This is a genomic window from Variovorax sp. ISS6 (assembly GCF_056523145.1).
The window spans coordinates 2,608,253-2,634,501 of the sequence record NZ_JAWRZC010000001.1; the positions used below are offsets into that span (position 1 = coordinate 2,608,253).

The 26,249-nt window shown below is 67.8% G+C and carries 27 protein-coding genes; 19 read left to right on the forward strand and 8 right to left on the reverse strand.

Annotated elements, in window-relative coordinates; genetic code table 11:
* Window positions 1–38: 38 nt before the first annotated feature.
* From fabF to AC1HIL_RS11960, 18 genes are all read left to right on the forward strand, one after another.
* Entirely contained in the window at window positions 39–1,283 is a 1,245-nt protein-coding gene (gene fabF / locus AC1HIL_RS11875; RefSeq protein ID WP_057592294.1) for a beta-ketoacyl-ACP synthase II, read from the forward strand.
* A gap of 13 nt (window positions 1,284–1,296) precedes the next feature.
* Window positions 1,297–1,794, forward strand: a complete 498-nt coding sequence (locus AC1HIL_RS11880) for a hypothetical protein (RefSeq protein WP_479671867.1) — start codon at window positions 1,297–1,299, stop codon at window positions 1,792–1,794.
* A 13-nt stretch (window positions 1,795–1,807) separates the two neighbouring features.
* The gene (rpoE, locus tag AC1HIL_RS11885; RefSeq protein WP_057592292.1) at window positions 1,808–2,479 is read left to right on the forward strand and encodes an RNA polymerase sigma factor RpoE; all 672 of its coding nucleotides are present in this window, start codon (window positions 1,808–1,810) and stop codon (window positions 2,477–2,479) included.
* A gap of 19 nt (window positions 2,480–2,498) precedes the next feature.
* Window positions 2,499–3,155, forward strand: coding sequence for a sigma-E factor negative regulatory protein (locus tag AC1HIL_RS11890; protein WP_057592291.1), 657 nt, complete (start codon window positions 2,499–2,501; stop codon window positions 3,153–3,155).
* 28 nt (window positions 3,156–3,183) lie between these two features.
* Window positions 3,184–4,260, forward strand: a complete 1,077-nt coding sequence (locus tag AC1HIL_RS11895) for a MucB/RseB C-terminal domain-containing protein (RefSeq protein ID WP_057592290.1) — start codon at window positions 3,184–3,186, stop codon at window positions 4,258–4,260.
* Between the two features lie 88 nt (window positions 4,261–4,348).
* Window positions 4,349–5,824: a DegQ family serine endoprotease gene (locus AC1HIL_RS11900; RefSeq protein ID WP_057592289.1), complete on the forward strand. Its 1,476-nt coding sequence runs from the start codon at window positions 4,349–4,351 to the stop codon at window positions 5,822–5,824.
* 523 nt (window positions 5,825–6,347) lie between these two features.
* Window positions 6,348–8,159, forward strand: a complete 1,812-nt coding sequence (lepA, locus tag AC1HIL_RS11905; RefSeq protein ID WP_057592288.1) for a translation elongation factor 4 — start codon at window positions 6,348–6,350, stop codon at window positions 8,157–8,159.
* A 5-nt stretch (window positions 8,160–8,164) separates the two neighbouring features.
* Window positions 8,165–9,130: a signal peptidase I gene (gene lepB, locus AC1HIL_RS11910; RefSeq protein WP_057592287.1), complete on the forward strand. Its 966-nt coding sequence runs from the start codon at window positions 8,165–8,167 to the stop codon at window positions 9,128–9,130.
* 30 nt (window positions 9,131–9,160) lie between these two features.
* Window positions 9,161–9,529, forward strand: coding sequence for a DUF4845 domain-containing protein (locus AC1HIL_RS11915; protein WP_057592286.1), 369 nt, complete (start codon window positions 9,161–9,163; stop codon window positions 9,527–9,529).
* Window positions 9,530–9,546: 17 nt separating this feature from the next.
* Window positions 9,547–10,233: a ribonuclease III gene (gene rnc, locus AC1HIL_RS11920; RefSeq protein ID WP_479671868.1), complete on the forward strand. Its 687-nt coding sequence runs from the start codon at window positions 9,547–9,549 to the stop codon at window positions 10,231–10,233.
* A 7-nt stretch (window positions 10,234–10,240) separates the two neighbouring features.
* The gene (gene era / locus AC1HIL_RS11925) at window positions 10,241–11,215 is read left to right on the forward strand and encodes a GTPase Era (protein ID WP_057592284.1); all 975 of its coding nucleotides are present in this window, start codon (window positions 10,241–10,243) and stop codon (window positions 11,213–11,215) included.
* Between the two features lies 1 nt (window position 11,216).
* Window positions 11,217–11,990 carry a DNA repair protein RecO gene (recO, locus tag AC1HIL_RS11930; protein WP_422097809.1) on the forward strand — a complete coding sequence of 258 codons (774 nt, stop codon included), beginning with the start codon at window positions 11,217–11,219 and terminating at the stop codon, window positions 11,988–11,990.
* The gene (locus AC1HIL_RS11935) at window positions 11,987–12,763 is read left to right on the forward strand and encodes a pyridoxine 5'-phosphate synthase (RefSeq protein WP_479671869.1); all 777 of its coding nucleotides are present in this window, start codon (window positions 11,987–11,989) and stop codon (window positions 12,761–12,763) included. The genes recO and AC1HIL_RS11935 overlap by 4 nt, the downstream gene beginning before the upstream one ends.
* Window positions 12,760–13,167: a holo-ACP synthase gene (gene acpS / locus AC1HIL_RS11940; protein ID WP_057592281.1), complete on the forward strand. Its 408-nt coding sequence runs from the start codon at window positions 12,760–12,762 to the stop codon at window positions 13,165–13,167. The genes AC1HIL_RS11935 and acpS overlap by 4 nt, the downstream gene beginning before the upstream one ends.
* Window positions 13,164–14,252, forward strand: a complete 1,089-nt coding sequence (gene nagZ, locus AC1HIL_RS11945; RefSeq protein ID WP_479671870.1) for a beta-N-acetylhexosaminidase — start codon at window positions 13,164–13,166, stop codon at window positions 14,250–14,252. Before acpS ends, nagZ begins: the two co-directional genes overlap by 4 nt.
* A gap of 46 nt (window positions 14,253–14,298) precedes the next feature.
* Window positions 14,299–15,648, forward strand: a complete 1,350-nt coding sequence (locus AC1HIL_RS11950; protein WP_479671871.1) for a glycosyltransferase family protein — start codon at window positions 14,299–14,301, stop codon at window positions 15,646–15,648.
* A gap of 125 nt (window positions 15,649–15,773) precedes the next feature.
* Complete coding sequence (locus AC1HIL_RS11955; RefSeq protein ID WP_261208681.1) at window positions 15,774–16,448, forward strand: class I SAM-dependent methyltransferase; 675 nt, start codon at window positions 15,774–15,776, stop codon at window positions 16,446–16,448.
* A 13-nt stretch (window positions 16,449–16,461) separates the two neighbouring features.
* The gene (locus tag AC1HIL_RS11960) at window positions 16,462–17,271 is read left to right on the forward strand and encodes a galactosyltransferase-related protein (protein WP_479671872.1); all 810 of its coding nucleotides are present in this window, start codon (window positions 16,462–16,464) and stop codon (window positions 17,269–17,271) included.
* 33 nt (window positions 17,272–17,304) lie between these two features.
* Here the strand turns inward: AC1HIL_RS11960 and AC1HIL_RS11965 are convergent, their stop codons facing one another.
* The 5 genes from AC1HIL_RS11965 to AC1HIL_RS11985 form a co-directional block, all read right to left on the reverse strand.
* Window positions 17,305–18,180, reverse strand: coding sequence for a CgeB family protein (locus AC1HIL_RS11965; RefSeq protein WP_479671873.1), 876 nt, complete (start codon window positions 18,178–18,180; stop codon window positions 17,305–17,307).
* Between the two features lie 100 nt (window positions 18,181–18,280).
* A complete protein-coding gene (locus AC1HIL_RS11970; RefSeq protein ID WP_479671874.1) occupies window positions 18,281–18,811 on the reverse strand; it encodes a M48 metallopeptidase family protein in 531 nt (176 codons plus the stop codon).
* A gap of 36 nt (window positions 18,812–18,847) precedes the next feature.
* On the reverse strand, window positions 18,848–20,107 hold the full coding sequence (locus tag AC1HIL_RS11975) for an Hsp70 family protein (RefSeq protein WP_479671875.1): 1,260 nt from the start codon (window positions 20,105–20,107) through the stop codon (window positions 18,848–18,850).
* Window positions 20,104–21,654, reverse strand: coding sequence for a lysine--tRNA ligase (gene lysS / locus AC1HIL_RS11980; RefSeq protein WP_261208669.1), 1,551 nt, complete (start codon window positions 21,652–21,654; stop codon window positions 20,104–20,106). The genes AC1HIL_RS11975 and lysS overlap by 4 nt, the downstream gene beginning before the upstream one ends.
* A gap of 155 nt (window positions 21,655–21,809) precedes the next feature.
* The gene (locus tag AC1HIL_RS11985; RefSeq protein ID WP_413764236.1) at window positions 21,810–22,463 is read right to left on the reverse strand and encodes an LON peptidase substrate-binding domain-containing protein; all 654 of its coding nucleotides are present in this window, start codon (window positions 22,461–22,463) and stop codon (window positions 21,810–21,812) included.
* A gap of 49 nt (window positions 22,464–22,512) precedes the next feature.
* On the opposite strand from AC1HIL_RS11985, the gene AC1HIL_RS11990 reads away from it, so the two are divergent.
* The gene (locus tag AC1HIL_RS11990; RefSeq protein WP_057592332.1) at window positions 22,513–23,067 is read left to right on the forward strand and encodes a YggT family protein; all 555 of its coding nucleotides are present in this window, start codon (window positions 22,513–22,515) and stop codon (window positions 23,065–23,067) included.
* A gap of 76 nt (window positions 23,068–23,143) precedes the next feature.
* Here AC1HIL_RS11990 and accD read toward each other — a convergent pair whose 3' ends face one another.
* The 3 genes from accD to trpB all read right to left on the reverse strand — a co-directional run bounded on the left by accD (window position 23,144) and on the right by trpB (window position 26,243).
* Entirely contained in the window at window positions 23,144–24,016 is an 873-nt protein-coding gene (gene accD, locus AC1HIL_RS11995; RefSeq protein WP_057592272.1) for an acetyl-CoA carboxylase, carboxyltransferase subunit beta, read from the reverse strand.
* 104 nt (window positions 24,017–24,120) lie between these two features.
* A complete protein-coding gene (gene trpA / locus AC1HIL_RS12000; RefSeq protein WP_261208664.1) occupies window positions 24,121–24,966 on the reverse strand; it encodes a tryptophan synthase subunit alpha in 846 nt (281 codons plus the stop codon).
* The gene (trpB, locus tag AC1HIL_RS12005) at window positions 24,966–26,243 is read right to left on the reverse strand and encodes a tryptophan synthase subunit beta (RefSeq protein ID WP_057592270.1); all 1,278 of its coding nucleotides are present in this window, start codon (window positions 26,241–26,243) and stop codon (window positions 24,966–24,968) included. Before trpB ends, trpA begins: the two co-directional genes overlap by 1 nt.
* Between the last annotated feature and the right edge of the window lie 6 nt (window positions 26,244–26,249).

A 26,249-nucleotide genomic window follows, 5' to 3' on the forward strand; every position in this document is an offset into this window, starting at 1 on the left:
ACGCACGTCGTCCAGCGCTTCCAGAAAGGTTTGCCGGCATGACCAAACGCCGCGTCGTCGTGACCGGACTCGGTTGCATCGCTCCCGTCGGAAACACGGTGGCCGATTCCTGGGCCAACCTGTTGGCGGGAAATTCGGGCATCGCGAACATCACCGCGTTCGATGCGAGCGCCTTCGCCTGCAAGTTCGCGGGCGAGGTGAAGGGTTTCGACATTGCCCAATACATCTCCGAGAAGGAAGCGCGCCACATGGACCGCTTCATCCACCTCGGGATGGCCGCCGCGATCCAGGCGGTGCAGGACAGCGGGCTCAAGACCGGCGAGGAACTGCCGTACGAGGAAGCGGTCCGCATCGGCTGCAACATCGGCTCGGGCATCGGCGGCCTGCCGATGATCGAGGCCACGCACGGCGAGCTGGTGAACCGCGGCCCGCGCCGCGTGTCGCCATTCTTCGTGCCGGCGTCGATCATCAACATGATCTCGGGCCACGTGTCGATCAAGTACGGCTTCAAGGGCCCGAACATCGCCGTGGTCACCGCCTGCACCACCGGCCTGCATGCCATCGGCACCTCGGCGCGCATGATCGAGTACGGCGACGCCGACGTGATGATCGCGGGCGGCGCCGAGTCGACCATCTCTCCGCTCGGCATCGGTGGCTTCACCGCGCCGCGCGCGCTCAGCACGCGCAACGACGATCCCGCCACGGCCTCGCGCCCGTGGGACAAGGACCGCGACGGCTTCGTGCTCGGCGAGGGTGCCGGCGTGGTCGTGCTCGAGGAGTACGAGCATGCCAAGGCGCGCGGCGCCAAGATCTACGCCGAAGTCGCGGGCTTCGGCCTGACGGGCGATGCGTACCACATGACGGCGCCCGACGTCGACGGCCCGCGCCGCTCGATGGTCATGGCGCTCGCCAATGCGGGCGTCAACCCCGATCAGGTGCAGTACCTCAATGCGCACGGCACCTCGACGCAGCTCGGCGACCTCAACGAGACGAACGCGATCAAGAACGCATTCGGCGACCATGCGAAGAAGCTGGTCGTGAATTCGACCAAGTCCATGACCGGCCACCTGCTGGGCGGCGCGGGCGGCATCGAATCGGTGTTCACGGTGCTGGCCCTGCATCACCAGAAGAGCCCGCCGACGATCAACATCTTCAACCAGGATCCGGAGTGCGATCTCGACTACTGCGCCAACGAGGCGCGCGATCTGAAGATCGATGTCGCGGTCAAGAACAACTTCGGCTTCGGCGGCACCAACGGCACGCTGGTGTTCAAGCGCGCTTGAGTCTTCACCTCCCATGCACGGCGCACCGTCGGTGACCTATCCGGTGGGGCGCTCGCGTGGCGCTGCCCGCCTCCTGACCGTGGTCTGGGCCCTGGGCGCGCTTTGCGCCGGGGCGTCCTGCTACTTTTTCGATAGCGTCGGCTGGCGCCACGCGCTGTTGTTGCTCAGCGTGCTGTTCGCGGGCGCGGCCGCAGGCATCGGCCTGCGCCGCGACGGAGCCGGTTTTCTTCATTTCGACGGCCGCGCCTGGTCGCTGGCGCCCGCGGCCTCCGACGCCGCGGACCCGGCGCGCTCGGTCCTGGCCGCGCGCGCTTTCGTCGCGCTCGACCTGCAATCGCTGCTGCTGTTGCGCCTGAGCGAGCCGGGCCGGCCGCAGCGCTGGCTCTGGGTCGAGCGGGAGGCGATGCCCGAGCGCTGGCGCGATCTGCGCCGTGCGGTATATTCGCGCCCCCCCGCTGCCGACACCGGCGGCGATGTCTGGCGCGCGACCGCACCCGCCGACGCACCCTGAAATCCCCCTCTCGATGACCACGTCCCCGCCGCCCGTGCCGCCGGATTCCGGCCTGACCGACGCCGCGGCGGCGCCGCGTCCGGGCGAGGTCGACTTCCAGCTCGTGCAGCGCACGGTGGCGGGCGATCAGAAGGCCTTCGAACTGCTGGTCATGAAGTACCAGCGCCGCATCGAGCGCCTGATCGGCCGCATGGTGCGCGACGTCGACCTGGTCGAGGACATCGCGCAGGAAACCTTCATCCGCGCCTATCGTGCACTGCACCAATTCCGCGGCGAGGCGCAGTTCTACACCTGGCTCTACCGGATCGCGGTGAACACGGCGAAGAAGGCGCTGGTCGACATGAAGCGCGACCCGACCATCTCGGAAAGCGCCCTGCGGCCGTCTTCCGAGGACGACGATGAAACTTACCGTCCGGGAAACGAACCAACCACCGACGAAACCCCCGAATCCGTCATGGCGGCCAACGAAATCGCGGCCGCGGTCGAGTCCGCCATGGAAGCGCTCCCCGCGGAGTTGCGCCAGGCAGTCACGCTGCGCGAGATCGAGGGCATGAGTTACGAAGAGATTGCCGAAGTCATGGATTGCCCCATCGGCACCGTGCGTTCCCGGATCTTCCGTGCGCGCGAGGCCATTTCGGCCAGGGTCAAACCGCTGCTCGACAACCAGTCGGGCAAGCGTTGGTAAGCAAAATCAGGTGAACGAAATGAATCAGACGATGACGGTTCGAGAACAGGTGTCGGCGCTCGCGGATGGTCATTTGCAGGGCGACGAGTTCGCGCAGGCCATCGACAGGGTCTGCGGCGACGAGGAATACCGCGCGGCGTGGCAGGCCTACCATGTGGTGGGCGACGTGCTGCGTTCGGGTTCCACCACGGCGTGCAGCGACGGCAATGCCTTCCTCGCGCGCTTCCAGCAGCGGCTGGCGGCCGAGCCGGTGGCGATCCGGCCCGTGGCGGCCGTTCCCGAAGCCCAGGTGGTGCCGCTCCAGCGCCGCGCCGACGCGGCCAACGAGCCGGTCTTTCGCTGGAAACTCGTGGCCGGCGCCGCCTCGCTGGTGGCCGTGGCCGCCATCAGCTGGAGCTGGGTCGGCAGCGGTGTCGTCAACGGCCCGGCCGGCGCCCAGCTCGCGCAGCAACAACCCGTGTCGGGCCCGGTGCTCGCATCGGCCGCGCCCAGCGGCGTGCAGCAGGCCTCGACGCTCACGCCCACGCGCGTGATCGTGGGCAACGGCAAGCCGCAGGTGATGCTGCGCGATCCGCGCCTGGACCAGTTGCTCGAGGCGCATCAGCAGGCCGGTGGGGCCTCGCAGATGCCTTCCGGTTTCCTGCGCAACGCCACCTTCGAAGGACCCACGCGCTGAGCGCGCGACACCGCCTCCTTCCCTGCCAATGACCGTTCAGATGCCGATCTCCGCACGCGCGTTCGTGCTCGTGCTTGCCGCCTTTTGCCTCGCGCAGATCGCCTCCGCGCAGACCCGTTCAAGCGCGGCGAACACCCGGGGCGCGGCATCGGCCCAGGCGGCGGGCGAGCCGCCCGGCATGAGCGTGACCGAGTGGCTGCAGCGCATGCACGCCGGCGCGCGCCAGCGCAACTACGTCGGCACCTTCGTGGTGTCCGCGCCCGGCGGCGACTTGTCGAGTGCGCGCATCTGGCATGTGCGCGACGGCGAGCAGCAGATCGAGCGCATCGAGGCGCTGAGCGGCCCGCAGCGCTCGACCTTCCGCCGCAACCAGAGCGTGATGACCTTCCTGCCCGAGGCGAAGGTGGTGAAGGTCGAGAAGCGCGAGAACCTGGATCTCTTTCCCAACCTGCCCGACAAGCAGGACTCGTCGATCGGCGAGTTCTACGACGTGCGACCCATCGGCAAGGACCGCGTGGCGGGCTTCGATGCCGACGTGGTGCAGCTGAATCCGCACGACGGCCTACGCTTCGGCTATCGCATCTGGAGCGAGCGCCGCACCGGCCTCGTCGTCAAGCTACAGACGCTCGACGACCAGTCGCGCGTGGTCGAGCAGTCGGCGTTCTCCGAGCTGCAGCTCGACGTGCCCGTGAAGGCCCAGGCGCTGGCCCAGATGATGGCCAACACCGCGGGCTACCGCATCGAGAAGCTCGAGCTCGAGCGCACCAGCGCGCAGGACGAGGGCTGGACCCTGAGCGCGCCGGTGGCAGGCTTCAAGCCGCGCAGCTTCTTCCGGCGGCCCGCGGCCGACGGCGACAAGAATGCCGCGACGCAGGACCGCACCGTGCAATGGATCTTCTCCGACGGCCTCGCCTCGGTGTCGCTGTTCATCGAGCGCTACGACGCCAAGCGCGCGCCGCGCGACGGCGTGCTGACCATTGGCGCGACGAATGCGATCCGCAGGCGCCTGCCCGAGCCGGCCAACGACTGGTGGCTGACCGCCGTCGGCGAGGTACCGCAATCGACCCTCGACGCATTTGCCCAGAGCCTTGCACGCACGCGCTGACGGGCGCGAATTGCATGGAACCAAGTCCATGGTTCGACTCATAGTCTTTGTTGTTGCAACCGCTCTTTGATCTTTTGAAAGAAAACCCATGATGTTCAAAGTCGAGGGACACAAGCTCCGTTCCTGCCTCTTCGCATTCGGCCTGGCGTGTTCCGTCGCCGTGGGGTTCCTGCCGGCGGCGCCGGCCAGCGCGCAGACGCGCGGACTGCCCGATTTCGCCGACCTCGTGGAGCAGGTCGGTCCCGCGGTCGTCGGCATCCGCACCGTCGAGAAGGTGTCGACGCGCGGCAGCGGCGAGATGGACGAGGAGATGCAGGACTTCTTCCGTCGCTTCTTCGGCCAGCCCCTGCCGGGCAACCCGCGCCCGGGGCCGCGCCAGAACCGTCCGCAGCAGCAGCCGCAGGAAGAAGAGCGTCCGCGCGGCGTGGGCTCGGGCTTCATCCTCACGGCCGACGGCTATGTCATGACCAACGCGCACGTGATCGAGGACGCGTCCGAGATCATCGTCACGCTGACCGACAAGCGCGAGTTCAAGGCCAAGCTCGTCGGTGCTGACAAGCGCAGCGACGTCGCGGTCGTGAAGATCGAGGCCACGGGCCTGCCGGTGGTGAAGATCGGCGACATCTCGAAGCTGCGCGTGGGCGAATGGGTGATGGCGATCGGCTCGCCGTTCGGCCTCGAGAACACCGTGACCGCGGGCATCGTGAGTGCCAAGCAGCGCGACACCGGCGAGCTGGTGCCGCTGATCCAGACCGACGTCGCGATCAATCCGGGCAACTCGGGCGGCCCGCTGATCAACCTGCGCGGCGAAGTGATCGGCATCAACAGCCAGATCTACTCGCGCTCGGGCGGCTACATGGGCATCTCGTTCTCGATCCCGATCGACGAGGCGATCCGCGTCAGCGACCAGCTGCGCACCACCGGGCGCGTGTCGCGCGGCCTGATCGGCGTGTCCATCGGCTCGGTCTCGAAGGACGTGGCCGAGTCCATCGGCCTGGGCAAGGCGCGCGGCGCGCTCGTGAGCGCCGTGGTGCCGGGTTCGGCGGCCGAGAAGGCCGGCGTGCGCGAGGGCGACATCATCACCAAGTACGGCGACAAGGTCATCGAGACGCCGAGCGACCTGTCGCGCTCGGTGGCCAGCACCAAGCCAGGCGTCAAGAGCACGCTGACCGTGTTCCGCAACGGCGCCTCGCGCGAGCTTTCCATCACCGTGGCCGAGGGCGATGCCGAGGCCAAGCCCGCCAAGAAGCCGGCCGATCGCGAAGAGCCGCAGGCGAAGCCCTCCGCGGCGGGCAAGTCGCTCGGCCTCGCGGTCAGCGACCTGACCGAGGCGCAGAAGAAGGAGCTCAAGGTCCGCGGCGTGCGCATCGACGCCGCCACCGAGGCCGCCGCGAAGGCCGGCCTGCGCGAGGGCGACGTGATCCTGTCGATTGCCAACTCCGAGGTGGGCAGCGTCAAGGAATTCGAGGCCGCGGTGGCCAAGGCCGACAAGAGCAAGCCGGTCAGCGTGCTGTTCCGTCGCGGCGAATGGGCGCAGTACGCGCTCATCCGGCCCGCACGCTGATCCCGGCGGTGCCGTCAAGTGGCCCCACCCGTCAGTCGGGTTTGGGGCCATTTTTTTGAGCTGTTTGCGACGCTTCGGCGCGCCGCTTTAAAAAAATCTGCATCGATCCAAAGCCGTCGATTTGTCAGTATTTACTAACTTAAAGAAGGGCTAAGGACCGTTTTCGGTAGAATAGCGGCCTCTCGGCGGCCAGTCGGCGCATAAGCGGGACAGTCTCCTCCACCATGCGAGATGTCAGGTGACAGTCCACCGACGCTCCACAGATCGCCCACAAGTTGTTCAGAGAGTGCTCCACCAAGCCTGTTGATAAGTTGTTTATAAGTTGCTTGTTGTTGACCCGCAACGACCCGTTTGGACCCTGTTCCCGGATGTACGCGCTTCCCTTTTTGCCTACAATGAAGTTCCAACTACTGCAGTTGCCATTGCTTGTTGGTTCAGGGCGCGTCTCCGGGAGACGCGCCCTTTTTTCTTGCCTGCTGCCCTCTGTGCACGAGCCAATTCAAGTACTTAAGCGTTCCCGTTGATGAATCACATCAGAAATTTTTCGATCATTGCGCACATCGACCATGGCAAGTCGACGCTCGCTGACCGTTTGATCCAACGCTGCGGCGGCCTCGCGGAACGCGAGATGGAAGCGCAGGTGCTCGACTCGATGGACATCGAGAAAGAGCGTGGGATAACCATCAAGGCGCAGACCGCCGCACTGCACTACAAGGCACGCGATGGACAGGTCTACAACCTCAATCTGATCGACACGCCGGGCCACGTCGACTTCTCGTATGAAGTGAGCCGCTCGCTGTCGGCATGCGAAGGCGCGCTGCTCGTCGTCGATGCATCGCAAGGCGTCGAAGCGCAGACGGTGGCCAACTGCTACACCGCGCTCGACCTCGGCGTCGAAGTGGTGCCCGTGCTCAACAAGATGGATCTGCCGAACGCCGATCCCGACAACGCGCGCACCGAGATCGAGGACGTGATCGGCATCGACGCGACCGATGCGATTCCATGCTCGGCGAAGACCGGCATGGGCATCGACGACATCCTCGAGGCGATCGTGCACAAGATGCCGGCGCCGCGCGGCAATCCCGACGCCGCGCTGCGCGCGATGATCGTCGACAGCTGGTTCGATCCGTACGTCGGCGTCGTGATGCTGGTGCGCGTGGTCGACGGCCGGCTCGCGAAGGGCGACCGCATCAAGATGATGGCCTCGGGCGCCAGCTACAACGCCGACAACGTCGGCGTCTTCACGCCGGCCAACGAGCCGCGCGCCTCGCTCGAGGCGGGCGAGGTGGGCTACATCATCGCGGGCATCAAGGAACTGCAGGCCGCGAAGGTCGGCGACACCGTCACGCTGATCAAGCCGGGCACGGGCGGCGCGGCCGCCACCGCGACCGAGGCGCTGCCGGGCTTCAAGGAGATCCAGCCGCAGGTGTTCGCCGGTCTCTATCCGACCGAGGCCAGCGAGTACGACTCGCTGCGCGATGCGCTCGAGAAGCTCAAGCTCAACGACTCCTCGCTGCGCTACGAGCCCGAGGTGAGCCAGGCGCTGGGCTTCGGCTTCCGCTGCGGCTTCCTCGGCCTGCTGCACATGGAGATCGTGCAGGAGCGCCTGGAGCGCGAGTTCGACCAGGACCTGATCACGACCGCGCCGAGCGTGGTCTACCAGGTGGTGCGCAGCGACGGCGAGGTCATCATGGTCGAGAACCCGTCCAAGATGCCCGAGGTCGGCCGGATGAGCGAGATCCGCGAGCCGATCGTGACCGTGCACCTGTACATGCCGCAGGAATACGTCGGCGCCGTCATGACGCTGGCCAACCAGAAGCGCGGCGTGCAGATGAACATGGCCTACCACGGCCGCCAGGTCATGCTGACCTACGAGATGCCGCTCGGCGAGATCGTGCTCGACTTCTTCGACAAGCTGAAGTCGGTCAGCCGCGGCTATGCCTCCATGGACTACGAGTTCAAGGAGTACCGTGCCTCCGACGTGGTCAAGGTCGACATCCTTCTGAATGGCGAGAAGGTCGACGCGCTCTCGATCATCGTGCACCGCACGCAGTCGCAGTACCGCGGCCGCGCGGTGGTGTCGAAGATGCGCGAGATCATCTCGCGCCAGATGTTCGACGTGGCCATCCAGGCCGCCATCGGGGTCAACATCATTGCGCGTGAGACAATCAAGGCGCTGCGCAAGAACGTGCTGGCCAAGTGCTACGGCGGCGACATCACCCGCAAGAAGAAGCTGCTCGAGAAGCAGAAGGCGGGCAAGAAAAGAATGAAGCAGATCGGCTCGGTCGAGGTCCCGCAAGAGGCCTTCCTCGCGATCCTGCAAGTCGAAGACTGATCAACATGGCATTCATCACCTCCCTCATCCTCGCGGCATTCGCCGGCTACATCGGCGCCTGGTACTTCGGAGCGATCGAGGGCAACTTCGCCTTGCTGTTGTTCCTGGCCACGGTGGTCACCGGCCTCTATTGGCTGGCGGAGCGCTTCTACTTCCTGCCGCGGCGCGAGCGCGCGGCCGCCGAGCTCGAGAGCTCGCTGGCCGAGCGCAATGCGCGGCTGGCCGGCCAGGGCATCAAGCAGGTCGACACCGCCGATGCCAAGGCCAGCGAGCGGCTGCTGATGCAGCCCTGGTGGCTCGACTGGACCGCCGGGCTGTTTCCCGTGATCCTGGTCGTGTTCCTGCTGCGCTCCTTCCTCTACGAGCCGTTCAAGATTCCCTCGGGCTCGATGATGCCCACGCTGCTCACCGGCGACCTGATCCTGGTCAACAAGTTCACCTACGGCCTGCGGCTGCCGGTGATCAACACCAAGATCACCGACGGCACGCCGCTGGCGCGCGGCGACGTGGTGGTGTTCCGCTACCCGCCCAAGCCGAGCCAGGACTACATCAAGCGCGTGGTCGGCATTCCCGGCGACGAGGTGGCCTACCTGAACAAGAAGCTCACGATCAACGGCCAGCCGGTCTCGAAGGAGGCCGCGCCCGACTACCTCGATGGCGAGTCGATGCGCCTGCTCAAGCAGTTCGACGAGAACCTCGCGGGCAAGCAGCACAAGATCCTCAACGACGACGCCGGCCCCGCCTTCGTGCCCGGCGCCAGCGACTTCCCCTTCCGCGAGAACTGCCGTTACTCGGTCGAGGGCGTCACCTGCAAGGTGCCGGCCGGCAACTATTTCATGATGGGCGACAACCGCGATAATTCGGCCGACTCCCGTTTCTGGGGCTTCGTGCCGGACAAGAACATCGTGGGCCGGGCCTTCTTCGTCTGGATGAACTTCGGCGACCTGGGACGTATCGGTCCATTCCAATAAGTCAGCAAATCGTTCGAGGGGTATGAGGGTATGAGAGCTGTTCGGTCGATCCGGAACAGTGCGGCGCGCCAGCGCGGCATCTCGTTCATCGGTCTCGTGTTCGTGGCCGTCGTGCTGGCCTGCGTGGGCGTCGTCGTCGCCCAGGTCATCCCGACGCTGATCGAGTACCAGGCGATCTACAAGGCCGCCAACAAGGCCAAGGAAGGCAGCACCGTGCCCGAGATCCGCGCCATCTTCGACCGCGCCCAGGCCATCGACGACTTCACGTCGGTCACGGGCAAGGACCTCGACATCAAGAAGGTCAACGACAAGGTCGTGGTGGCCTTTTCCTACGAGCGCGAGATCCCGCTGTTCGGCCCCGCCTACCTCGTGCTCAAGTACAAGGGCGAGACCAACTGAACGCCCAGGGAAGCAAGGTGGACGGCGGCCTCACGGCGCTCCAGTCGCGCCTGAAGTACACGTTCGCCGACCCGCGGCTGCTGCAGCTCGCGCTCACGCACCGCAGCTTCTCCGCCGACCACAACGAGCGCCTCGAGTTCCTCGGCGACTCGGTGCTGAACCTGGCGGTCTCGCACCTGCTCTACACGCGTCTCGCGGCCCTGCCCGAAGGCGACCTGTCGCGCGTGCGCGCCAACCTCGTGAAGCAGGACACCCTGCACCGGCTGGCGCTGGGCCTCGCGCTCTCGCCGCTGCTGCGGCTGGGCGAGGGCGAAGCCCGCTCGGGCGGTCCGAACCGGCCGTCGATCCTGGCCGATGCGCTCGAGGCGCTGATCGGCGCGGTCTACCTCGATGCCGGCTTCGCGGCCGCGCAGGCGCTGGTGCACCGGCTCTACGAGGCGGTCGAGATCAATCCGCGCATGGAGGCGGTGGGCAAGGACCCGAAGACCGAATTGCAGGAATGGCTGCAGGGTCACAAAATGAAGCTGCCCGTCTACCGCGTCGCGGGGACACTGGGGGCAGCGCACAAGCAGACCTTCGACGTCGAGTGCGAAGTGCCCGAGCTGGGCCTTCGCGAACGCGGCATCGGCGGTTCGCGCCGCGCCGGCGAGCAGGCGGCAGCCGCCGCCATGTTGATCCGCCTCAAGGCACGCGGCGGCGCGTGAAAACGAAATGAACGACGCTATCAAATCAGCAGCACAGCCCCAGGACCCGGCGGGCGAATCCAAACCGGCGGAAGCCATGGGCCCGCAGCACTGCGGCCTGGTGGCCATCGTCGGCAAGCCCAACGTGGGCAAGTCCACGCTGCTCAACGCGCTGGTCGGCCAGAAGATCAGCATCACCTCGCGCAAGGCGCAGACCACGCGCCATCGCATCACCGGCATGCGCACGATCGGTGCCACGCAGTTCGTGTTCGTCGACACGCCGGGCTTCCAGACCCTGCATGGCAACGCACTGAACAAGTCGCTCAACAAGACCGTGCAGGGCGCAGTCGGCGACGTCGACCTGATCCTGTTCGTGGTCGAGGCCGGCAGCTTCACGCCGGCCGACGAGCGCGTGCTCAAGCTGCTCGGCAAGGGAATCCCGACGATCCTGCTGGCCAACAAGCTCGACAGCGTGGGGCGCCGCGCGGACGTCGCGCCCTGGCTGCAGCAGATGCAGGCCAAGCACGAGTTCGCCGAGTTCGTGCCGATGTCGGCCAAGAACGCGAAGGACGTCGAACGCCTGTTCGGCATCTGCGAGAAGTACCTGCCCGAGCAGCCCTGGTTCTACGACGAGGACGAGCTCACCGACCGCAGCGAGAAGTTCCTCGCCAGCGAGCTGGTGCGCGAGAAGCTGTTCCGCCTCACCGGCGACGAGCTGCCCTACACCTCGACCGTCGTGATCGACAAGTTCGACGAGGAAGCGCCGCAGAAGAAGGGCCACAAGCGCCTGCTGCGCATCGCCGCCACCATCGTGGTTGAGCGCGACAGCCACAAGGCGATGGTGATCGGCGACAAGGGCGAGCGCATCAAGCGCATCGGCATGGAGACCCGCGTCGAGCTCGAGAAGCTGGCCGACGCCAAGGTGTTCCTCGAACTCTGGGTCAAGGTGCGTTCGGGCTGGGCCGACGACGAGGCCCGCGTGCGCTCGTTCGGCTACGAATGAAGTGGCCGCCGCCCATCGCGTTTCGCACGAACCGGCCTATGTGCTCCATCGCTACGACTGGAGCGAGTCGAGCCTGATCCTCGAGGTCTTCACCCGCCACCATGGGCGCATCGCGCTCGTGGCCAAGGGGGCGAAGCGGCCGAGCTCCAACTTCCGCCCGGTGCTGCTGCCGCTGCAGCCGCTGGAGATCAACTATGGCGGCGATGCCGAGATCCGCACCCTGAAGGGCGCCGAATGGATGGGCGGCCACGTCATGCCCACCGGCGATGCGCTGCTGTCGGGCTACTACCTCAACGAGCTGCTGCTGCGCCTCTTGGCGCGCGACGACGCGCACGAGGCCCTGTTCGACGCCTACGGCGGCGTGGTGCAGGTGCTGGCCGGCGACCACGGCGGCGCCCAGGCCACCACCCAGGCGGCCGCGTTGCGCGCCTTCGAGCTGCTGCTGCTGCGCGGGGTCGGCCTGCTGCCCCAGCTCGACGTGCAGACCCTGACGCTCGAGGCGCTCGAAGCCGGCACCCGCTATGCCCTGGTCGCCGAGGCCGGCCTGCGCGTGGCGGCCGACGACGAGGCCGCGCTGGCCGGTGCCGACTGGCAGCGGCTGCAGGCCGCGCTCGACGACCGCGCGCCGTTCACGGCCACGCTGCGGCTGGTCGCGACCCTGAGCAACGGCAGCAACAGCGCGCTGCGCAACCAGCTGCGCGTGCTGCTCAACTACCATTGCGGCGTGTCCATGCTGCGTACGCGGCAGTTGATGAGAGATATACAAGCACTATGAGCACTTCCTCCGTCTCGGCCGGCACTACCGCGCTGTCGGTCAATCTCAACAAGGTCGCGCTGGTGCGCAACACGCGCCACCTGGGCATCCCGAGCGTGACGAGGGCCGCCACCCTGTGCCTGCAGGCCGGCGCCCAGGGCATCACCGTGCATCCGCGCCCCGACGCGCGCCACATCCGCGCCCACGACGTGCACGACCTCTCGGCGCTGCTGGCGAAAGATTGGCCCGGCATCGAGTTCAACATCGAGGGCAACCCGTTCCAGAACCTGATGGACTTCGTGCGCGAGCTGCGTCCCCACCAGGCCACCTTCGTGCCCGACAGCGAGACCCAGTCCACCAGCGACCACGGCTGGACCTTCCCCGACGACGCCGAGCGCCTGCGCCCGCTGATCGCGGAAGCCAGGGCGCTGGGCGTGCGCGTCAGCCTGTTCATGGACCCGATTCCCGAGATGATGGCCGCGGCCAAGGCCGTCGGCGCCGACCGCGTCGAGCTCTACACCGAATCCTTCGCGGCCTCGCGCGGCACGCCCGACGAGAAGGCCGTGCTCGAGCGCTACGCGGCCACGGCGCGCGCCGCGCTCGCCGCCGGCCTGGGCCTGAACGCCGGCCACGACCTGAGCCGCGACAACCTCACGCCCTTCCTGAAGGCGGTGCCCGGCGTGCAGGAGGTCTCGATCGGCCATGCCTTCGTGGCCGACGCGCTCGAGCTGGGCTACGAGGCCGCCACGCGCGACTACCTGCGCTGCATCGCCGAGGCCCACGCCGCCGCATGATCTACGGCATCGGCACCGACATCTGCGACGTCCGCCGCATCGCCGCGACCTTCGAGCGCCAGGGCGAGCGCTTCGCGCGCCGGGTGCTCAGCGACGCCGAATTCGCGGTCTGGAAGGCCCGCAGCGAGCGCTGGCCCAAGCGCGGCCTCAGCTACCTCGCCACCCGCTTCTCGGCCAAGGAGGCCTTCAGCAAGGCCATCGGCATGGGCATGCGCATGCCGATGAGCTGGCGTCTGTGCGAGATCGCCAACCTGCGCAGCGGCAAGCCGGTGATCGTGCTGCACGGCGAGCTCAAGACCTGGTTCGAGGCGCAGAACCTCACGGCCCACGTCACCGTCACCGACGAAACCGAATACGCCGCGAGCTTCGTGGTGGTCGAACGCAAGGATGGGCCCGCGCCATGAGTGCGAAGACCGAAGACGTGCTCCTTTCGCCGCTGGTCGTCGACGTGGCCGGCACGGCGCTGACCGACGACGACCGCCGCCGCCTGGCGCATCCGCGCGTGGGCGGCGTGATCCATTTCGCGCGCAACTGGGAAAGCCGTGCGCAGATGACGGCGCTCAATGCCGAGATCAAGGCGATCCGGCCCGACCTGCTGATCTGCGTCGACCACGAGGGCGGGCGGGTGCAGCGCTTTCGCAGCGACGGCTTCACCCACCTGCCGACGATGCAGTCGCTGGGCGAACTCTGGATGCGCGACGCGATGCGCGCCACCCAGGTCGCGACCGCGGCGGGCCAGGTGCTGGCCGGCGAACTGCGCGCCTGCGGCGTCGACTTCAGCTTCGCGCCGGTGCTCGACCTCGACCATGGCCGCAGCACCGTGATCGGCACGCGCAGCTTCCACCGCGATCCGCGCGTGGTCGCGCTGCTGGCCAAGAGCCTGATGCACGGCATGCTGCTCGCGGGCATGCGCAACTGCGGCAAGCACTTTCCGGGACACGGCTGGGTCAATGCCGATTCGCATGTGGAGATCCCGGTCGACCGGCGCAGCCTCAAGGCCATCCTGGCCGACGATGCGCGGCCCTACGACTGGCTCGGCGGCGCGCTGGCGGCGGTCATGCCGGCGCACGTGATCTATCCGAAGGTCGACAGCCGGCCCGCGGGCTTCTCGCCGCGCTGGCTGCGCGAGATCCTGCGCGGCCGCTTCGGCTTCGACGGCACCATCTTCAGCGACGACCTCAGCATGGAGGCCGGCCGCTACATCGACGGCGAACTGCTGAGCTTCGCCGACGCGGCGCTGGCCGCGCTGGGCGCCGGCTGCGATCTCGCGCTGCTGTGCAACCAGAGCATCGGCGAAGGCCGGCCGCTCGACGAGTTCCTCGACGGCTTCGAAGCCGCCGAACGTGCCGGCCGCTGGCAGCCCGGTGCCGAGGCGCGCGGCAGCGAGACACGGCGCCGAGGGCTGCTGCCGCAAGGCGAGGCCGCCGGCTGGCAGGCGCTCACGCGTTCGCGCGGCTACCTCGATGCGCGCCGCTTGCTCGACATCTAGCGCGACGCCATCGTCGCCCGCGGCGGTCCACTGCCTGGAGTGACCCATGCCCCTGTGCCTCAGCCTTCTTCAGCGCGCGGACGAGGCGGTGCTGCGCAACCACGCGCACTACTGCCGTCTGTTCGGCTATCCGCACCAGTGGGTCGACACCGGGCGCATCGCCCATCCGGCACTGCGCGCGAGCGCCAGGTACAGCCAGATCCTGCGCCACCTGCGCACGCTGGCCGAGGGTGACTGGCTGCTGTTCCTCGACGGCGACTCGGTGGTGTTCCACCCGGTCGCGGTCGAGGCGCTGATGCAGGAGCGCGACCTCGTCGCGTTCGAGGGACCGTCGACCGGCGACCGCGCCGGTCCCGCCATGACCAACATGCTGGTGCTGCGCAACACGCCCGGCAACCGTGCGCTGCTGCATCAGCTGATCATCGATGCGGGCCACGTGGTCGCGCTCGAATCGCCGCGGCTCGACGAGACCGCGCGCCTGGCGCCGGCGGGGCTGCTGCCCTGCAACAGCGTGCTGGCCGAGGCCTGCGTCAACGTCTCGTGGCGCGTCTCGCAGTGGCACGACGCGCGGGTCTTCGTGGTGAACCTCGCCGCGCTGCCGGTGCCGCTGCCTGGCGGCGGCTGGCGCGACGAGATCCTGCACGACCTGAACCTGCAGGCGCTGCTGGTGCGCGAGGTCAACGGCGCCCTGATGCAGGGCCGGCCGGTGCTGCAGCCGCCCGCATATCCAGCGTTGTCCGACGACGCACTCACGAGCTTCAATCCGCAGGCGCGCATCGCCTTCCTCACGCTCTACACGCACCATGTCGCGACCTACGCGCGCGTGTCGGAGCACAACGTGCGCCGCTACTGCGAGCGCCACGGCCATGCGTACCACGTGTACCGGGCGCTGCCCGAGGCGATCGGGCCCGGCATCAACGGCTCGTGGGTGCGCACCTGGCTGCTGCAGCGGCACCTGGCGCAGCACGACTGGGTGATCTGGGTCGATGCCGACGTGATCTTTCGCAACCCCGCGCGTTCCATCGAACCCCTGCTGCAGGGCCGCGACCTGCTGCTGGCCAAGGACGTCGGCGCCTGGCGCTTCAATTCGGGCGTCATGGGCTTTCGCAACACGCCGGCCAATCTCGCGCTGCTCGAACGCATCTGGGCGCGCATCGGCGAGGTGGCCGACAAATCCCAGGTCTACAGCAGCCTGGGCGACCAGCACTACACCAACGAGGTGCTGAAGGAGGAGGGCCTGCTCGGCGAGCACAGCGTGCTGGACAACCTCAGCCTCAACACGCCGCCGCTGCTGGCCGACGAGGACACGCTGCTGGTCCATTTCGTGAGCTTGTCCGAGCCCTACCGCTCGGTGTACATGGCGGCCATGGACGCGGCCTCGCAGAAGAGCCGCTAGCCACCAGCCGCGGCGGTCAAAGCCCGCGCAACCGTGCAGAACCTGACGCCGCGGCGGCAGCCTCGCCGGGGTGTTCCTGTACAGTCGTACGCCCCAGAACAGCAGCGAAAAGCGGAGGGATTCCCATGGCGCACATAGGCTATTCCTGGCCGACCTTCGACACCCTGACGCAGGAGATCGTGCGGGCGATCGGCCCGCAGCGCATCCTCGACATCGGCGCCGGCGGGGGCAAGTACGGTGCGCTGCTCAAGGACATCGTTCCGGACTGCGAGCTCACCGCGCTCGAGTGCGACGAAGCCGCCTTCCCGGGCCTGCGCGAAACGGGCTACCACCACATCCTGCCGATCACCGCCGATGGGCTCTACAAGCGCAGCAGCGACCTGTACGACGTCGTCATCCTCGGTGATGTCATCGAGCACATGCTGCATTCGCAGGGCCGCGACCTGCTGGAGTTCCTCAACTACCGCTCGCGCTACATCCTCATCTCCACGCCCGAGTGCATGCCGATGAGCCGTCCCGTCTTCTTCGAGGGCCACAACTCGCTCTGGCGGCCCGACTCCTTCTCGTGGCACGACTACTGGGCGCACCAGCAGTGCGGCGTGATGCATTTCTACCTGCTGCGCGGCCACGACAATTGGGCCGGCCCCGGCCTGGCGGAAGTGGTCGAGAAGGTGAACGGCGCGGGCATCTTCAACCGCTACCAGGACGAGAAGACCCAGCCGGTGCAGCTCGAGATCCGGGACACGCGCTTCAAGCAGCCCGCGGGCGACGACAACTTCATCCTCTACCGACCCTTCTGAGGGGAGCAACGCCATGGCCGAAGCGACCAAGACCTCCCTGCGCGACATCGACATCATCGTGTCGTACCGCGAGGCCAACGAGGAGCGGCGCGAAAACCTCTACACCGTGCTCGCGCACCTGGCGCACACCTACACCGACTACCGGCTGTGGCTGCTCGAGGCCGCGGCCATGCCGAGCTTCGACTGGAACCGGCTCGGCGATCCGAACATCCGGCATGTCTTCGTGCCGCACGACGGCCCGTTCCCCAAGTCGATGCTCTACAACACCGGCGTGCGGCTCGCGCGCAGCCCGGTGATCTGCTTCCACGATGCCGATTCGATCGCCATGCCTTGGGCGATGCGTGCCTGCGTCGATGCACTGCTGGAAGGTCCGGACAGCGATGCGCTGTGTCCCTACTGGTCGGTGATCAACATCGCCGGTGCGCTCAAGCAGGACTTCATGGCCGATCCGGACCATGCGCGTCTGGCCGCGATCGATCCGAAGAACCTGCCCGAGGACGCGATCGTGCTCTACCCCAATGCAAACGGCGGGATCGTGTTTTTCAAGCGCGGCGAATACATCCGCGTGGGCGGCTACAACGCGCGGCTCGAAGGCTGGGGCGGCGAAGACGACGAACTGCTGCGCCGCGCCTCGCGGCTCGGCGTGCGCTGGCACTCGATGAACGTACCGATGTTCCACCTGCACCATGACTCGGTCTCGCGCGGCGAGCACATCGAGCGGATTCGCGATACCGAGAATGCGCGTGCGCCGGAGGCGATCGCCGACATGTCGCAGGAAGAGGTCGAAGCCCTGGCCGTCGAGCTGTCGGCCTTCTTTCGCTGAACCGGGGCGCCGGCCTGCGCACTCGCGGTCGGCTCAGCCGCCGGCTTGTTGCGAGCGCCACGCGAAGAAGCGCTCGATCGCGGGCTGGATGAACATCGCCTGCGAGGTGGCCGTGAAGAGCCGGTGGCCCAGCTCGGCGCGTTCCCGGCGTTCTTCCGGTGCCGACAGCAGCCGCTCGGCCGTGTCCGCGAGCCGCTCATAGGGCTCGCCGAAGACCCCCGGGCGCAGTTCGGTCCGCAACTCGCTGTCGTCGTAGATCTCGGTGAGGATCGGCTTCTTCGCGACGAAGCCCACGGCCAGCCGCGGAATCTCCACCGTGCGCGTGGCGTCGAGATAGCTCACATTGAGCAGCAGCCGGCTGCGCGCCAGCAGGGCGGCGCGCTCCGCCAGCGGGATCGTGTGGTGTGCCGCGACGGTCATGCCGCGCGCTCGGAGCGCCTCCAGCAGGCGCATGCGCCGATCGTTGAGGCTGCCGAAGAAGAGAACGTCGATGTCCTCGGCCACGGGCGGGTCGGACACCGGCGGCGGCAGGATGGCGCCAGCCTGGTAGCCATAGGGCACCAGGTCCGCGCGGGGGATTCCGAGCTCCGCATAGCGCCGGAAATTCAGTTCGCTGTATTCCCACACGTAGCTGTTGCGCAGGATCTCCAGGTAGGCCGGCGTGAACGCATTGCCGCCCTCGACCAGTTGCTCGATGTTGACGACGATGCAGTCGGGCCCGAGATGCGCCAACTGGTTCCAGGTCAGCCCGGCGGCGAACATGACGATGTTGACGCGGCTCGCGTCGACCTGTGCCTGCTGCCAGCTGACGTCGTAGCCGAGTTCGACGAGCCCGAGCCTGAAGCCCTCGACGATCTCTCCGATGAACTGCGGATCGCCCGCCGATGTCAGGTGCAGTGGATGTTTCATGGACTCCCTCTTTCTCTTGGGGGCGCGCCTCCCGAATCGCGCGCCATGCGGGGGCGATTGTGTGCACGGCCGCGGCCCCACGCAAGCCGCCGCGCCCTGCTCAGGATGCGGCGGGCGGCGTGGCCGCCGATTCCCACAGGCGCATCCCGCCCGCCTCGATGTGCGTCAGGTACAGCCGCAGATCGAACTCCAGCTGGTGGTAGTCCGGCTCCATGTGCGTGCACAGCGCATAGAAGGCCTTGTCGTGGTCGCGTTCCTTCATGTGCGCGAGCTCGTGCACGACGATCATGCGCAGCCAGGGTGCCGGCACGGCCTTGAACAGGTTCGCGACGCGGATCTCCTGCTTGGTCTTGAGCTTGCTGCCCTGCACGCGCGACACGGTGGTGTGGGTGCCCAGCGCATGGCGGATCACGTGCAGCTTGCTGTCGAAGATCACCTTCGACAGCGGGCCGGCCTTGCGCATGAACTCGTTCTTGAGCCCGGTCGTGTAGAGGTAGAGCGCCTGGTCGGTCTGCACGGCATGCGCGCCCTCGGGATAGCGCTCGCGCAGCCACGTACCCAGGCGCTGCTCGTCGAGCAGCCGGCGCACCTGCGCCTGCAGCGTCGTCGGATAGGCCGAGAGGTACTTCATGCGCGATGGCGGGACCGATGAGGCGGGGCCCGCCGCTCAGCGCGCCGCGAAGGCCAGCCCCGAGGCCACGCCGCCGAACAGGTCGCCCTCGACCAGCGGCACGCCCGCGAAGCTCTTGCGCAGCGCCTGCTGGAAGGGCCGCAGCGCCGAGGAGCCGCCGGTGAGGTAGATGGCATCGAGCTCGTTGCTGCGCAGGCCGGCGCGCTTGACGCAGGCATGGGCGCAGGCGATCACGGCCTCGAACTGCGCCGCGAGCTGCTGCGCCATGTCGGCCGGCGACAGGGTGCTCGTGAGGCCGGGCTCGGCGCAGTCGAGGTCGATGGTGGCGGGTGCATCGCCGACCGAGGCGTCGATCTTGGCCTGCTCCACCGCGCCGAGCACGCGATGGCCGTGGCGTTCGTCGAGCACCGCCATGAGCCGGTCGTGCAGCCGCGTGTCGGCATAGCTGGTGCGCAGCTCGCGCGCCTGCCGGGTGGCTTTGGCGAGGTAGAGCCAGTTGATCAGGTGCCAGGACGACAGGTCGAAGAACACCTTGCTCGGCACCTCGCGGCCCTGCGGTCCGTGATGGCCGAAGCCCAGCAGCGGCATCACGCGGTCGAGGTTGAGCCGCTGGTCGTAGTCGGTGCCGCCGATGTGCACGCCGGTCGTGGCCAGCACGTCGTCGCCGCGCTCCTCGCGCGCGGCGCGCTCGGGGCCCAGGCGCACCACGGTGAAGTCGGAAGTGCCGCCGCCGATGTCGACGATCAGCACCAGCGATTCCTTGCGCACGCGCTGCTCGTAGTCGAAGGCGGCCGCGATCGGCTCGAGCTGGAAGGCGATGTCGCGGAATCCCGCGGCGCGCGCGGCGGCGCGCAGGCTCTGCTCGGCGCGCTCGTCGCGCTTGCTGTCGTCGTCGACGAAGTGCACCGGACGGCCGATCACCACGCGTTCGGGCAGGCGGCCCATCTCGCGCGCGGCCCGCTCCGCCATCTCGCGCAGGAAGCGCGCGATGATGTCCTCGAAGCTCACGAGGCCGTCGAAGATCGCGGTCTTCTCCTGCATCAGCGGGCTGCCCAGCAGGCTCTTGAGCGAGCGCATCAGCCGGCCTTCGACGCCGGCGAGGTAGAGCGCGATCGCGTCGCGGCCGAAGTGCGTGCTGCGGTCTTCGGCGTTGAAGAAGATCGCGGTGGGCAGGGTGGTGGCCGCGCCTTCGATCGGCAGCAGCCGGGTGGCGCCCGCGATGCGGCAGGCGACGGCCGAATTCGAGGTTCCGAAGTCGATGCCGATCGCGGTGGCGTTCGCGGCCGCGGTGCTCAAGATTCCCTGCGCAGCGCGGGGAACAGGATCACGTCGCGGATGCTCGGCGAGTCGGTCAGCAGCATCATCAGGCGGTCGATGCCGATGCCGCAGCCGCCGGTGGGCGGCATGCCGTACTCGAGCGCGCGCACGAAATCGTGGTCGTAGTACATGGCCTCGTCGTCGCCGCCGTCCTTGGCCGCCACCTGCGCGTTGAAGCGCGCGGCCTGGTCCTCGGCGTCGTTGAGCTCGCTGAAGCCGTTGCCGAACTCGCGGCCCGTGATGTAGAGCTCGAAGCGCTCGGTGACCTCGGGGCGCTCGTCGTTGGCGCGCGCCAGCGGCGAGATCTCGGTCGGGTGCTCCATGATGAAGGTCGGCTGCCAGAGCTTCTCTTCGACGGTCTCCTCGAAGTACATCACCTGCAGGCTGGCCAGGCTGCGCTGCGAGAGCCTGTCCTTCTCCTCGCTCAGGCCCAGCTTGCGCAGGGCGTTGACGAGCCAGGCGCTGTCGTCGACGCCGTCGCCCGCATCGGTGTACTTGAGGATCGCCTCGCGGATCGTCAGGCGCTCGAAGGGCTGCGTCAGGTCGACCGGCTTGCCCTGGTAGCTGAGCTGCTGCGTGCCCACGGCCTTGTCGGCGATGGTGCGGATCAGCGTCTCGGTGAAGTCCATCAGGTCGCGGTAGTTCCAGTAGGCCGCGTAGAACTCCATCATCGTGAACTCGGGGTTGTGCCGCACCGAGATGCCCTCGTTGCGGTAGCTCCGGTTGATCTCGAACACGCGCTCGAAGCCGCCCACGATCAGGCGCTTGAGGTAGAGCTCGGGCGCGATGCGCAGGAACATCTCCTGGTCGAGCGCGTTGTGGTGCGTCTTGAAGGGCTTGGCGTTGGCGCCGCCCGGAATGGGGTGCAGCATCGGCGTCTCGACCTCGAGGAAGTCGTTGGCCACCATGAATTCGCGCAGCGCGCTCACGGCCTTGCTGCGCGCGGTGAAGCGCACGCGCGCCGATTCGTCGGTGATCAGGTCGACGTAGCGCTGGCGGTACTTCTGCTCCTGGTCGGCCATGCCGTGGAACTTGTCGGGCAGCGGGCGCAGGCTCTTGGTCAGCAGGCGCAGCGCGGTGACCTTGACCGACAGCTCGCCGGTCTTGGTCTTCATCAGCGTGCCTTCGGCGCCGAGGATGTCGCCGAGGTCCCAGCGCTTGAATTCGGCATAGACCTCTTCGCCGACCGCGTCGCGCGTGACGTAGAGCTGGATGCGGCCGGTGGCGTCCTGCAGGGTCGCGAAGCTGGCCTTGCCCATCACGCGCTTGAGCATCATGCGGCCGGCCACGCTCACGGCGACGTTCTGCGCCTCGAGCGCTTCGGCTTCGACGGCGTCGTGCGCCTCGACCAGCGCGGCGGCGCGGTGGCCCGGCTTGAAGTCGTTGGGGAACGCGACGCCCTTGCCTTCGGTCTGCGCGGTGCGCAGCAGCTTGAGCTTCTCGCGGCGTTCGGCGATGAGCTGGTTGTCGTCGACGGCGGGCGTGGTCGCGGCCGGAGCAGGGGTGTGCGGCTGTTGTTCGGACATGGGAGGCGGTGGGGGAGGCGCGCGCAGGAAGGAAGAATCGGCGCGAAAGGCGGGATTTTAACTGAGGCAAAGGCGAGCGAATCCCCGCCCGCACGTCGCCGCCCGTGCGCTGCCAGCTATCAAATCCGAAGCGCGAAACGAGGCTGGGCGTGCCTTCAGGCGATACCGGTGCGCGCCAGCAGATCGCTGACCAGCTCCAGCCGCATCAGCGGACTCTCGAGCTCCATCAATCGCTGCCGCAGCTCGAGCTGCATCGGCACCAGCTCGCACCAGCGGTTGGCGACCCAGCCGCAGTCGTCGTAGCGGTAGGGCGCGCCGATCGGCAGGCGCACCGGCGGCGAGCCGGTGGCGTCCTGCGCGCGCTTGCGTTCCTCGAGCGTGTCGACCAGCCGGCGCAGCGCGGTGGCGGTGTGCCGCAGGTCCTCGGGGATCTCGAGCGCGACGTCGTCGGCGAGGATCGCGACGTCGGCGATCCACAGGCCATGCTTCTGCAGCTCGCTGTGGCGCACGCGAAAGCGCTGCGTGCCCACGCACTCGATCTGCAGCAGGCCGCTTTGCGGCGATTCGAATTCGCGGATCACGGCCAGCGTGCCGACCTCGGCGAAGCGCTCGGCCTGCGCGCCAGCCTTGCGCACCTCGGTGCCGCTCGTGAGGTTCACCACGCCGAAGGGCACGCCGCCCTTGCGGCACTTGCCGATCATGTCGAGGTAGCGCACCTCGAAGATGCGCAGCGGCAGCAGGCCGCCGGGGAAGAGGACCGTGCCGAGCGGGAACAAAGGCAGGGAGTTCAGAAGGGGTTGTGTCGTCATCGAAGAGCCTTGCGTGGCTATCATCGCACTCCGCTTCACCTCGCGCGCCATGCTCTATCAGATCCCATCGTTCCTCCTCGACGTGATCGTCGGCCTGCTCGGCGGCGCCTGCCTGCTGCGGCTCTACATGCAGTACCACCGCGTGCCCTTCGGCAATCCGCTGGGCCGCTTCATCTTCGCCATCACCGACTGGATCGTGCTGCCGCTGCGGCGCCTGCTGCCGGCCGTCAAGAAGTGGGACCTCGCGAGCGCCGTGGCCGCCTGGCTGCTGGTGATCGCCAAGTTCCTCGTGCTGTGGCTCTTGATCGGCAACCTCGGGCGCATCGGCGCGCTGCCGCTGGTCTCGTTCATCGGCCTGCTGCAGCTCGCGGTGTCGGGACTGACCGCGCTGCTGGTGGTGTACGCGGTGCTCTCGTGGGTGCCGGGCGCTTCGCCGATGCTGCTCGACCTGATCTCGCGCCTGGCCGAGCCGCTGGTGCGGCCGTTCCGCCGCGTCATTCCGCTGCTCGGCGGTGTCGACCTGTCGCCGCTGGCGGCGATCGTCGTGCTGCAGGTGATCGCGATCGTGCTGAACAACTTGCTGGTACTGGCCTACCGGCTCTGACCGTTTGCAGTCCCCATGAAAAAAGCGCCCGGAACCGCGAGGTTCCGGGCGCTTCGTCTTTCGGGAAGCCGGGACTTCAGCTCACCGCATCCGCCGGCTGGCGCAGCAGCATCGCGAGCGTGCTGGCGATGGTCTTGCGCAGTTCGCGGCGGTCGCTGATGAAGTCGATCGCGCCCTTGGTCTGCAGGAACTCGGCACGCTGGAAGCCTTCGGGCAGGGTCACGCGCACGGTCGATTCGATCACGCGCGGGCCGGCGAAGCCGATCAGCGCCTTGGGCTCGGCGATCACCACGTCGCCCATGAAGGCGAAGCCGGCCGACACGCCGCCCATGGTCGGGTCGGTCAGCACGCTGATGTAGGGCAGGCCCTTCTTCGCGAGGCGCGTGAGCGCCGCATTGGTCTTGGCCATCTGCATCAGCGACAGCAGGCCTTCCTGCATGCGCGCGCCGCCAGTGGCGGTGAAGCAGATGAACGGCACCTTCTGCTCGATGGCGGTCTCGACGCCGCGCACGAAGCGCTCGCCGACCACGCTGCCCATGCTGCCGCCCATGAATTCGAACTCGAAGCAGGCGACCACCACGCTGATGCTGTGGACCGAGCCACCCATCACGACCAGCGCGTCGGTCTCGCCGGTGTTCTCCAGGGCTTCCTTCAGACGCTCGGGGTACTTGCGGCTGTCCTTGAACTTGAGCGCGTCGACCGGCAGCACTTCCTGGCCGATCTCGTAGCGGCCCTCGGCATCGAGAAAAGCGTCGAGGCGCGGACGCGCGCCGATGCGGTGGTGATGGCTGCAGCTAGGGCAGACGTTCTGGTTGTGCTCGAGGTCGGTCTTGTAGAGCACCGTCTCGCAGGCCGGGCACTTGATCCACAGACCCTCGGGCACCTGGCGGCGCTCGGCGGGGTCGGTCTGGGCGATCTTGGCGGGTAGCAGTTTTTCAAGCCAGCTCATGGGCATTCCTAGGTTCGCGCGAAGGCGGGAGAGCCTTCGGGGCCGTCAGGGCCCCTTTCTTGCTTTTTCGCATGACGAAAGGGGCCTGACGAGGGCAGCGGCGATTATCGGCCAGCCGCATTCTTCGCGGTAGCCGCCGGCAAGGCATCGAGCGCCTCGCGGATGCCCGCGAGGAATTCATGCACCGCGGGCACCACCTGCTCGCGCGGCTGGCCGTCGATCAGCTGGATGATCTTGGTGCCGATCACGACCGCGTCGGCCGCCGAGCCCACCGCCTGCGCGGTGTTGGCGTCGCGGATGCCGAAGCCCACGCCGACCGGGATGCCCACGTGCTGACGGATGCGCGGGAGCATGCGGCCGACCGCCTCGGTGTCGAGGTGGCCGGCGCCGGTCACGCCCTTGAGCGACACGTAGTAGACGTAGCCGCTCGCGATGCGCGCGACCTGCGCCATGCGCTCGTCCGTGCTGGTGGGTGCCAGCAGGAAGATCAGGTCGATGCCGGCTTCGCGCAGCTCGGCGGCGAACTGCTCGCACTCCTCGGGCGGATAGTCGACCACCAGCAGGCCGTCGACGCCGGCCGCGGCCGCGTCGCGGATGAAGGCCTTCTTGCCGTGCACGAGGTCGTAGCGCTCGACCGGGTTGGCATAGCCCATCAGCACCACGGGCGTGCGCGTGTCCTTCGCGCGAAAGGCCGCGACCATCGCGAGCACCTGCTTCATGCCGATGCCCAGCGCGAGCGCGGCTTCGCCGGCCTGCTGGATCACCGGGCCGTCGGCCATCGGGTCGGAGAAGGGCACGCCGAGCTCGATCACGTCGGCACCGGCCGCGACCATGCCGTGCATGAGCTCGGGCGTGATGTCGGCATAGGGGAAGCCGGCGGTGACGTAGGGGATGAGCGCGCGGCGCCCGTCCTTCTTCAGTGCCTCGAAGGTGGCTGCGATGCGGCTCATCACTTGCCTCCCTTCACGCTCAGGCCGCGCATCGACGGTCGGTCGTAGAAGTCGACGCCCGCGAGGTCGGCGACGGTGCCGATGTCCTTGTCGCCGCGGCCCGAGAGGTTGACCAGGATCGACTGGTCGGGGCGCATGGTCTTCGCGAGCTTCAGCGCGTGGGCCACGGCGTGGCTGGATTCGAGCGCGGGAATGATGCCCTCCGTGCGGCACAGGTAGTGGAAGGCCTCGAGGGCCTCGATGTCGGTGACGCCCACGTACTCGGCGCGGCCGATGTCGGCCAGGTACGCATGTTCGGGGCCCACGCCGGGATAGTCGAGGCCGGCGCTGACGCTGTGCGTCTCGGTGATCTGGCCATCCTCGTTCTGCAGCAGGTAGGTGCGGTTGCCGTGCAGCACGCCCGGGCTGCCGCGCAGGATCGAGGCGGCGTGCTTGCCGCTGTCCAGGCCTTCGCCCGCGGCCTCGACGCCGATCAGCCGCGTGCCCGCGAACGGGATGTAGGGATGGAAGATGCCGATCGCATTGCTGCCGCCGCCCACGCAGGCGACCACCGCATCGGGCTGTTTGCCCTCGGCCTCGCCGGTGATGCCGTCGGCCGCCAGCATCGCGGGCATCTGCTCGATGCACTCGGTGCCGATCACGCTCTGGAAGTCGCGCACCATCATCGGGTAGGGGTGCGGGCCGGCGACGGTGCCGATGATGTAGAAGGTGTTCTCCACGTTCGTGACCCAGTCGCGCATCGCCTCGTTGAGCGCGTCCTTCAGCGTCTTGCTGCCCGATTCCACCGGCACCACCGTGGCGCCGAGCAGGTTCATGCGGTAGACGTTGGGGCTCTGGCGCTTCACGTCCTGGCTGCCCATGTAGACCACGCATTCGAGGCCGTAGCGCGCGCAGATGGTGGCCGTGGCCACGCCGTGCTGGCCGGCGCCGGTCTCGGCGATCACGCGCGGCTTGCCCATGCGGCGCGCGAGCATCGCCTGGCCGATCACGTTGTTGATCTTGTGGGCGCCGGTGTGGTTGAGGTCCTCGCGCTTGAGGTAGATCTGCGCGCCGCCCATTTCGCGGCTGGTGCGCGCGGCGTGGTAGATCGGCGAGGGCCGGCCGACGAAGTGCTTGAGCTCGTAGTGGAATTCGGCCAGGAAGGCCGGGTCTTCCTTGTACTTCGCGTACGCGTCGCGCAGCTCGTTGATCGCGTGGGTGAGCGTCTCGCTCGCGAAGGTGCCGCCGTAGTTGCCGAAATGGCCGGTGGCGTCGGGTTGCTGGTAGGTGCTTTGCATGGTTCT

What these genes read in the sequence shown, in the direction of transcription:
- fabF (WP_057592294.1), top strand. Translation starts at nt 39, where the DNA reads ATGACCAAACGCCGCGTCGTCGTGACCGGACTCGGTTGCATCGCTCCC.
- AC1HIL_RS11880 (WP_479671867.1), top strand. Translation starts at nt 1,297, where the DNA reads ATGCACGGCGCACCGTCGGTGACCTATCCGGTGGGGCGCTCGCGTGGC.
- rpoE (WP_057592292.1), top strand. Translation starts at nt 1,808, where the DNA reads ATGACCACGTCCCCGCCGCCCGTGCCGCCGGATTCCGGCCTGACCGAC.
- AC1HIL_RS11890 (WP_057592291.1), top strand. Translation starts at nt 2,499, where the DNA reads ATGAATCAGACGATGACGGTTCGAGAACAGGTGTCGGCGCTCGCGGAT.
- AC1HIL_RS11895 (WP_057592290.1), top strand. Translation starts at nt 3,184, where the DNA reads ATGACCGTTCAGATGCCGATCTCCGCACGCGCGTTCGTGCTCGTGCTT.
- AC1HIL_RS11900 (WP_057592289.1), top strand. Translation starts at nt 4,349, where the DNA reads ATGATGTTCAAAGTCGAGGGACACAAGCTCCGTTCCTGCCTCTTCGCA.
- lepA (WP_057592288.1), top strand. Translation starts at nt 6,348, where the DNA reads ATGAATCACATCAGAAATTTTTCGATCATTGCGCACATCGACCATGGC.
- lepB (WP_057592287.1), top strand. Translation starts at nt 8,165, where the DNA reads ATGGCATTCATCACCTCCCTCATCCTCGCGGCATTCGCCGGCTACATC.
- AC1HIL_RS11915 (WP_057592286.1), top strand. Translation starts at nt 9,161, where the DNA reads ATGAGAGCTGTTCGGTCGATCCGGAACAGTGCGGCGCGCCAGCGCGGC.
- era (WP_057592284.1), top strand. Translation starts at nt 10,241, where the DNA reads ATGAACGACGCTATCAAATCAGCAGCACAGCCCCAGGACCCGGCGGGC.
- AC1HIL_RS11935 (WP_479671869.1), top strand. Translation starts at nt 11,987, where the DNA reads ATGAGCACTTCCTCCGTCTCGGCCGGCACTACCGCGCTGTCGGTCAAT.
- acpS (WP_057592281.1), top strand. Translation starts at nt 12,760, where the DNA reads ATGATCTACGGCATCGGCACCGACATCTGCGACGTCCGCCGCATCGCC.
- nagZ (WP_479671870.1), top strand. Translation starts at nt 13,164, where the DNA reads ATGAGTGCGAAGACCGAAGACGTGCTCCTTTCGCCGCTGGTCGTCGAC.
- AC1HIL_RS11950 (WP_479671871.1), top strand. Translation starts at nt 14,299, where the DNA reads ATGCCCCTGTGCCTCAGCCTTCTTCAGCGCGCGGACGAGGCGGTGCTG.
- AC1HIL_RS11955 (WP_261208681.1), top strand. Translation starts at nt 15,774, where the DNA reads ATGGCGCACATAGGCTATTCCTGGCCGACCTTCGACACCCTGACGCAG.
- AC1HIL_RS11960 (WP_479671872.1), top strand. Translation starts at nt 16,462, where the DNA reads ATGGCCGAAGCGACCAAGACCTCCCTGCGCGACATCGACATCATCGTG.
- AC1HIL_RS11965 (WP_479671873.1), bottom strand. Translation starts at nt 18,180, where the DNA reads ATGAAACATCCACTGCACCTGACATCGGCGGGCGATCCGCAGTTCATC.
- AC1HIL_RS11970 (WP_479671874.1), bottom strand. Translation starts at nt 18,811, where the DNA reads ATGAAGTACCTCTCGGCCTATCCGACGACGCTGCAGGCGCAGGTGCGC.
- lysS (WP_261208669.1), bottom strand. Translation starts at nt 21,654, where the DNA reads ATGTCCGAACAACAGCCGCACACCCCTGCTCCGGCCGCGACCACGCCC.
- AC1HIL_RS11985 (WP_413764236.1), bottom strand. Translation starts at nt 22,463, where the DNA reads ATGACGACACAACCCCTTCTGAACTCCCTGCCTTTGTTCCCGCTCGGC.
- AC1HIL_RS11990 (WP_057592332.1), top strand. Translation starts at nt 22,513, where the DNA reads ATGCTCTATCAGATCCCATCGTTCCTCCTCGACGTGATCGTCGGCCTG.
- accD (WP_057592272.1), bottom strand. Translation starts at nt 24,016, where the DNA reads ATGAGCTGGCTTGAAAAACTGCTACCCGCCAAGATCGCCCAGACCGAC.
- trpA (WP_261208664.1), bottom strand. Translation starts at nt 24,966, where the DNA reads ATGAGCCGCATCGCAGCCACCTTCGAGGCACTGAAGAAGGACGGGCGC.
- trpB (WP_057592270.1), bottom strand. Translation starts at nt 26,243, where the DNA reads ATGCAAAGCACCTACCAGCAACCCGACGCCACCGGCCATTTCGGCAAC.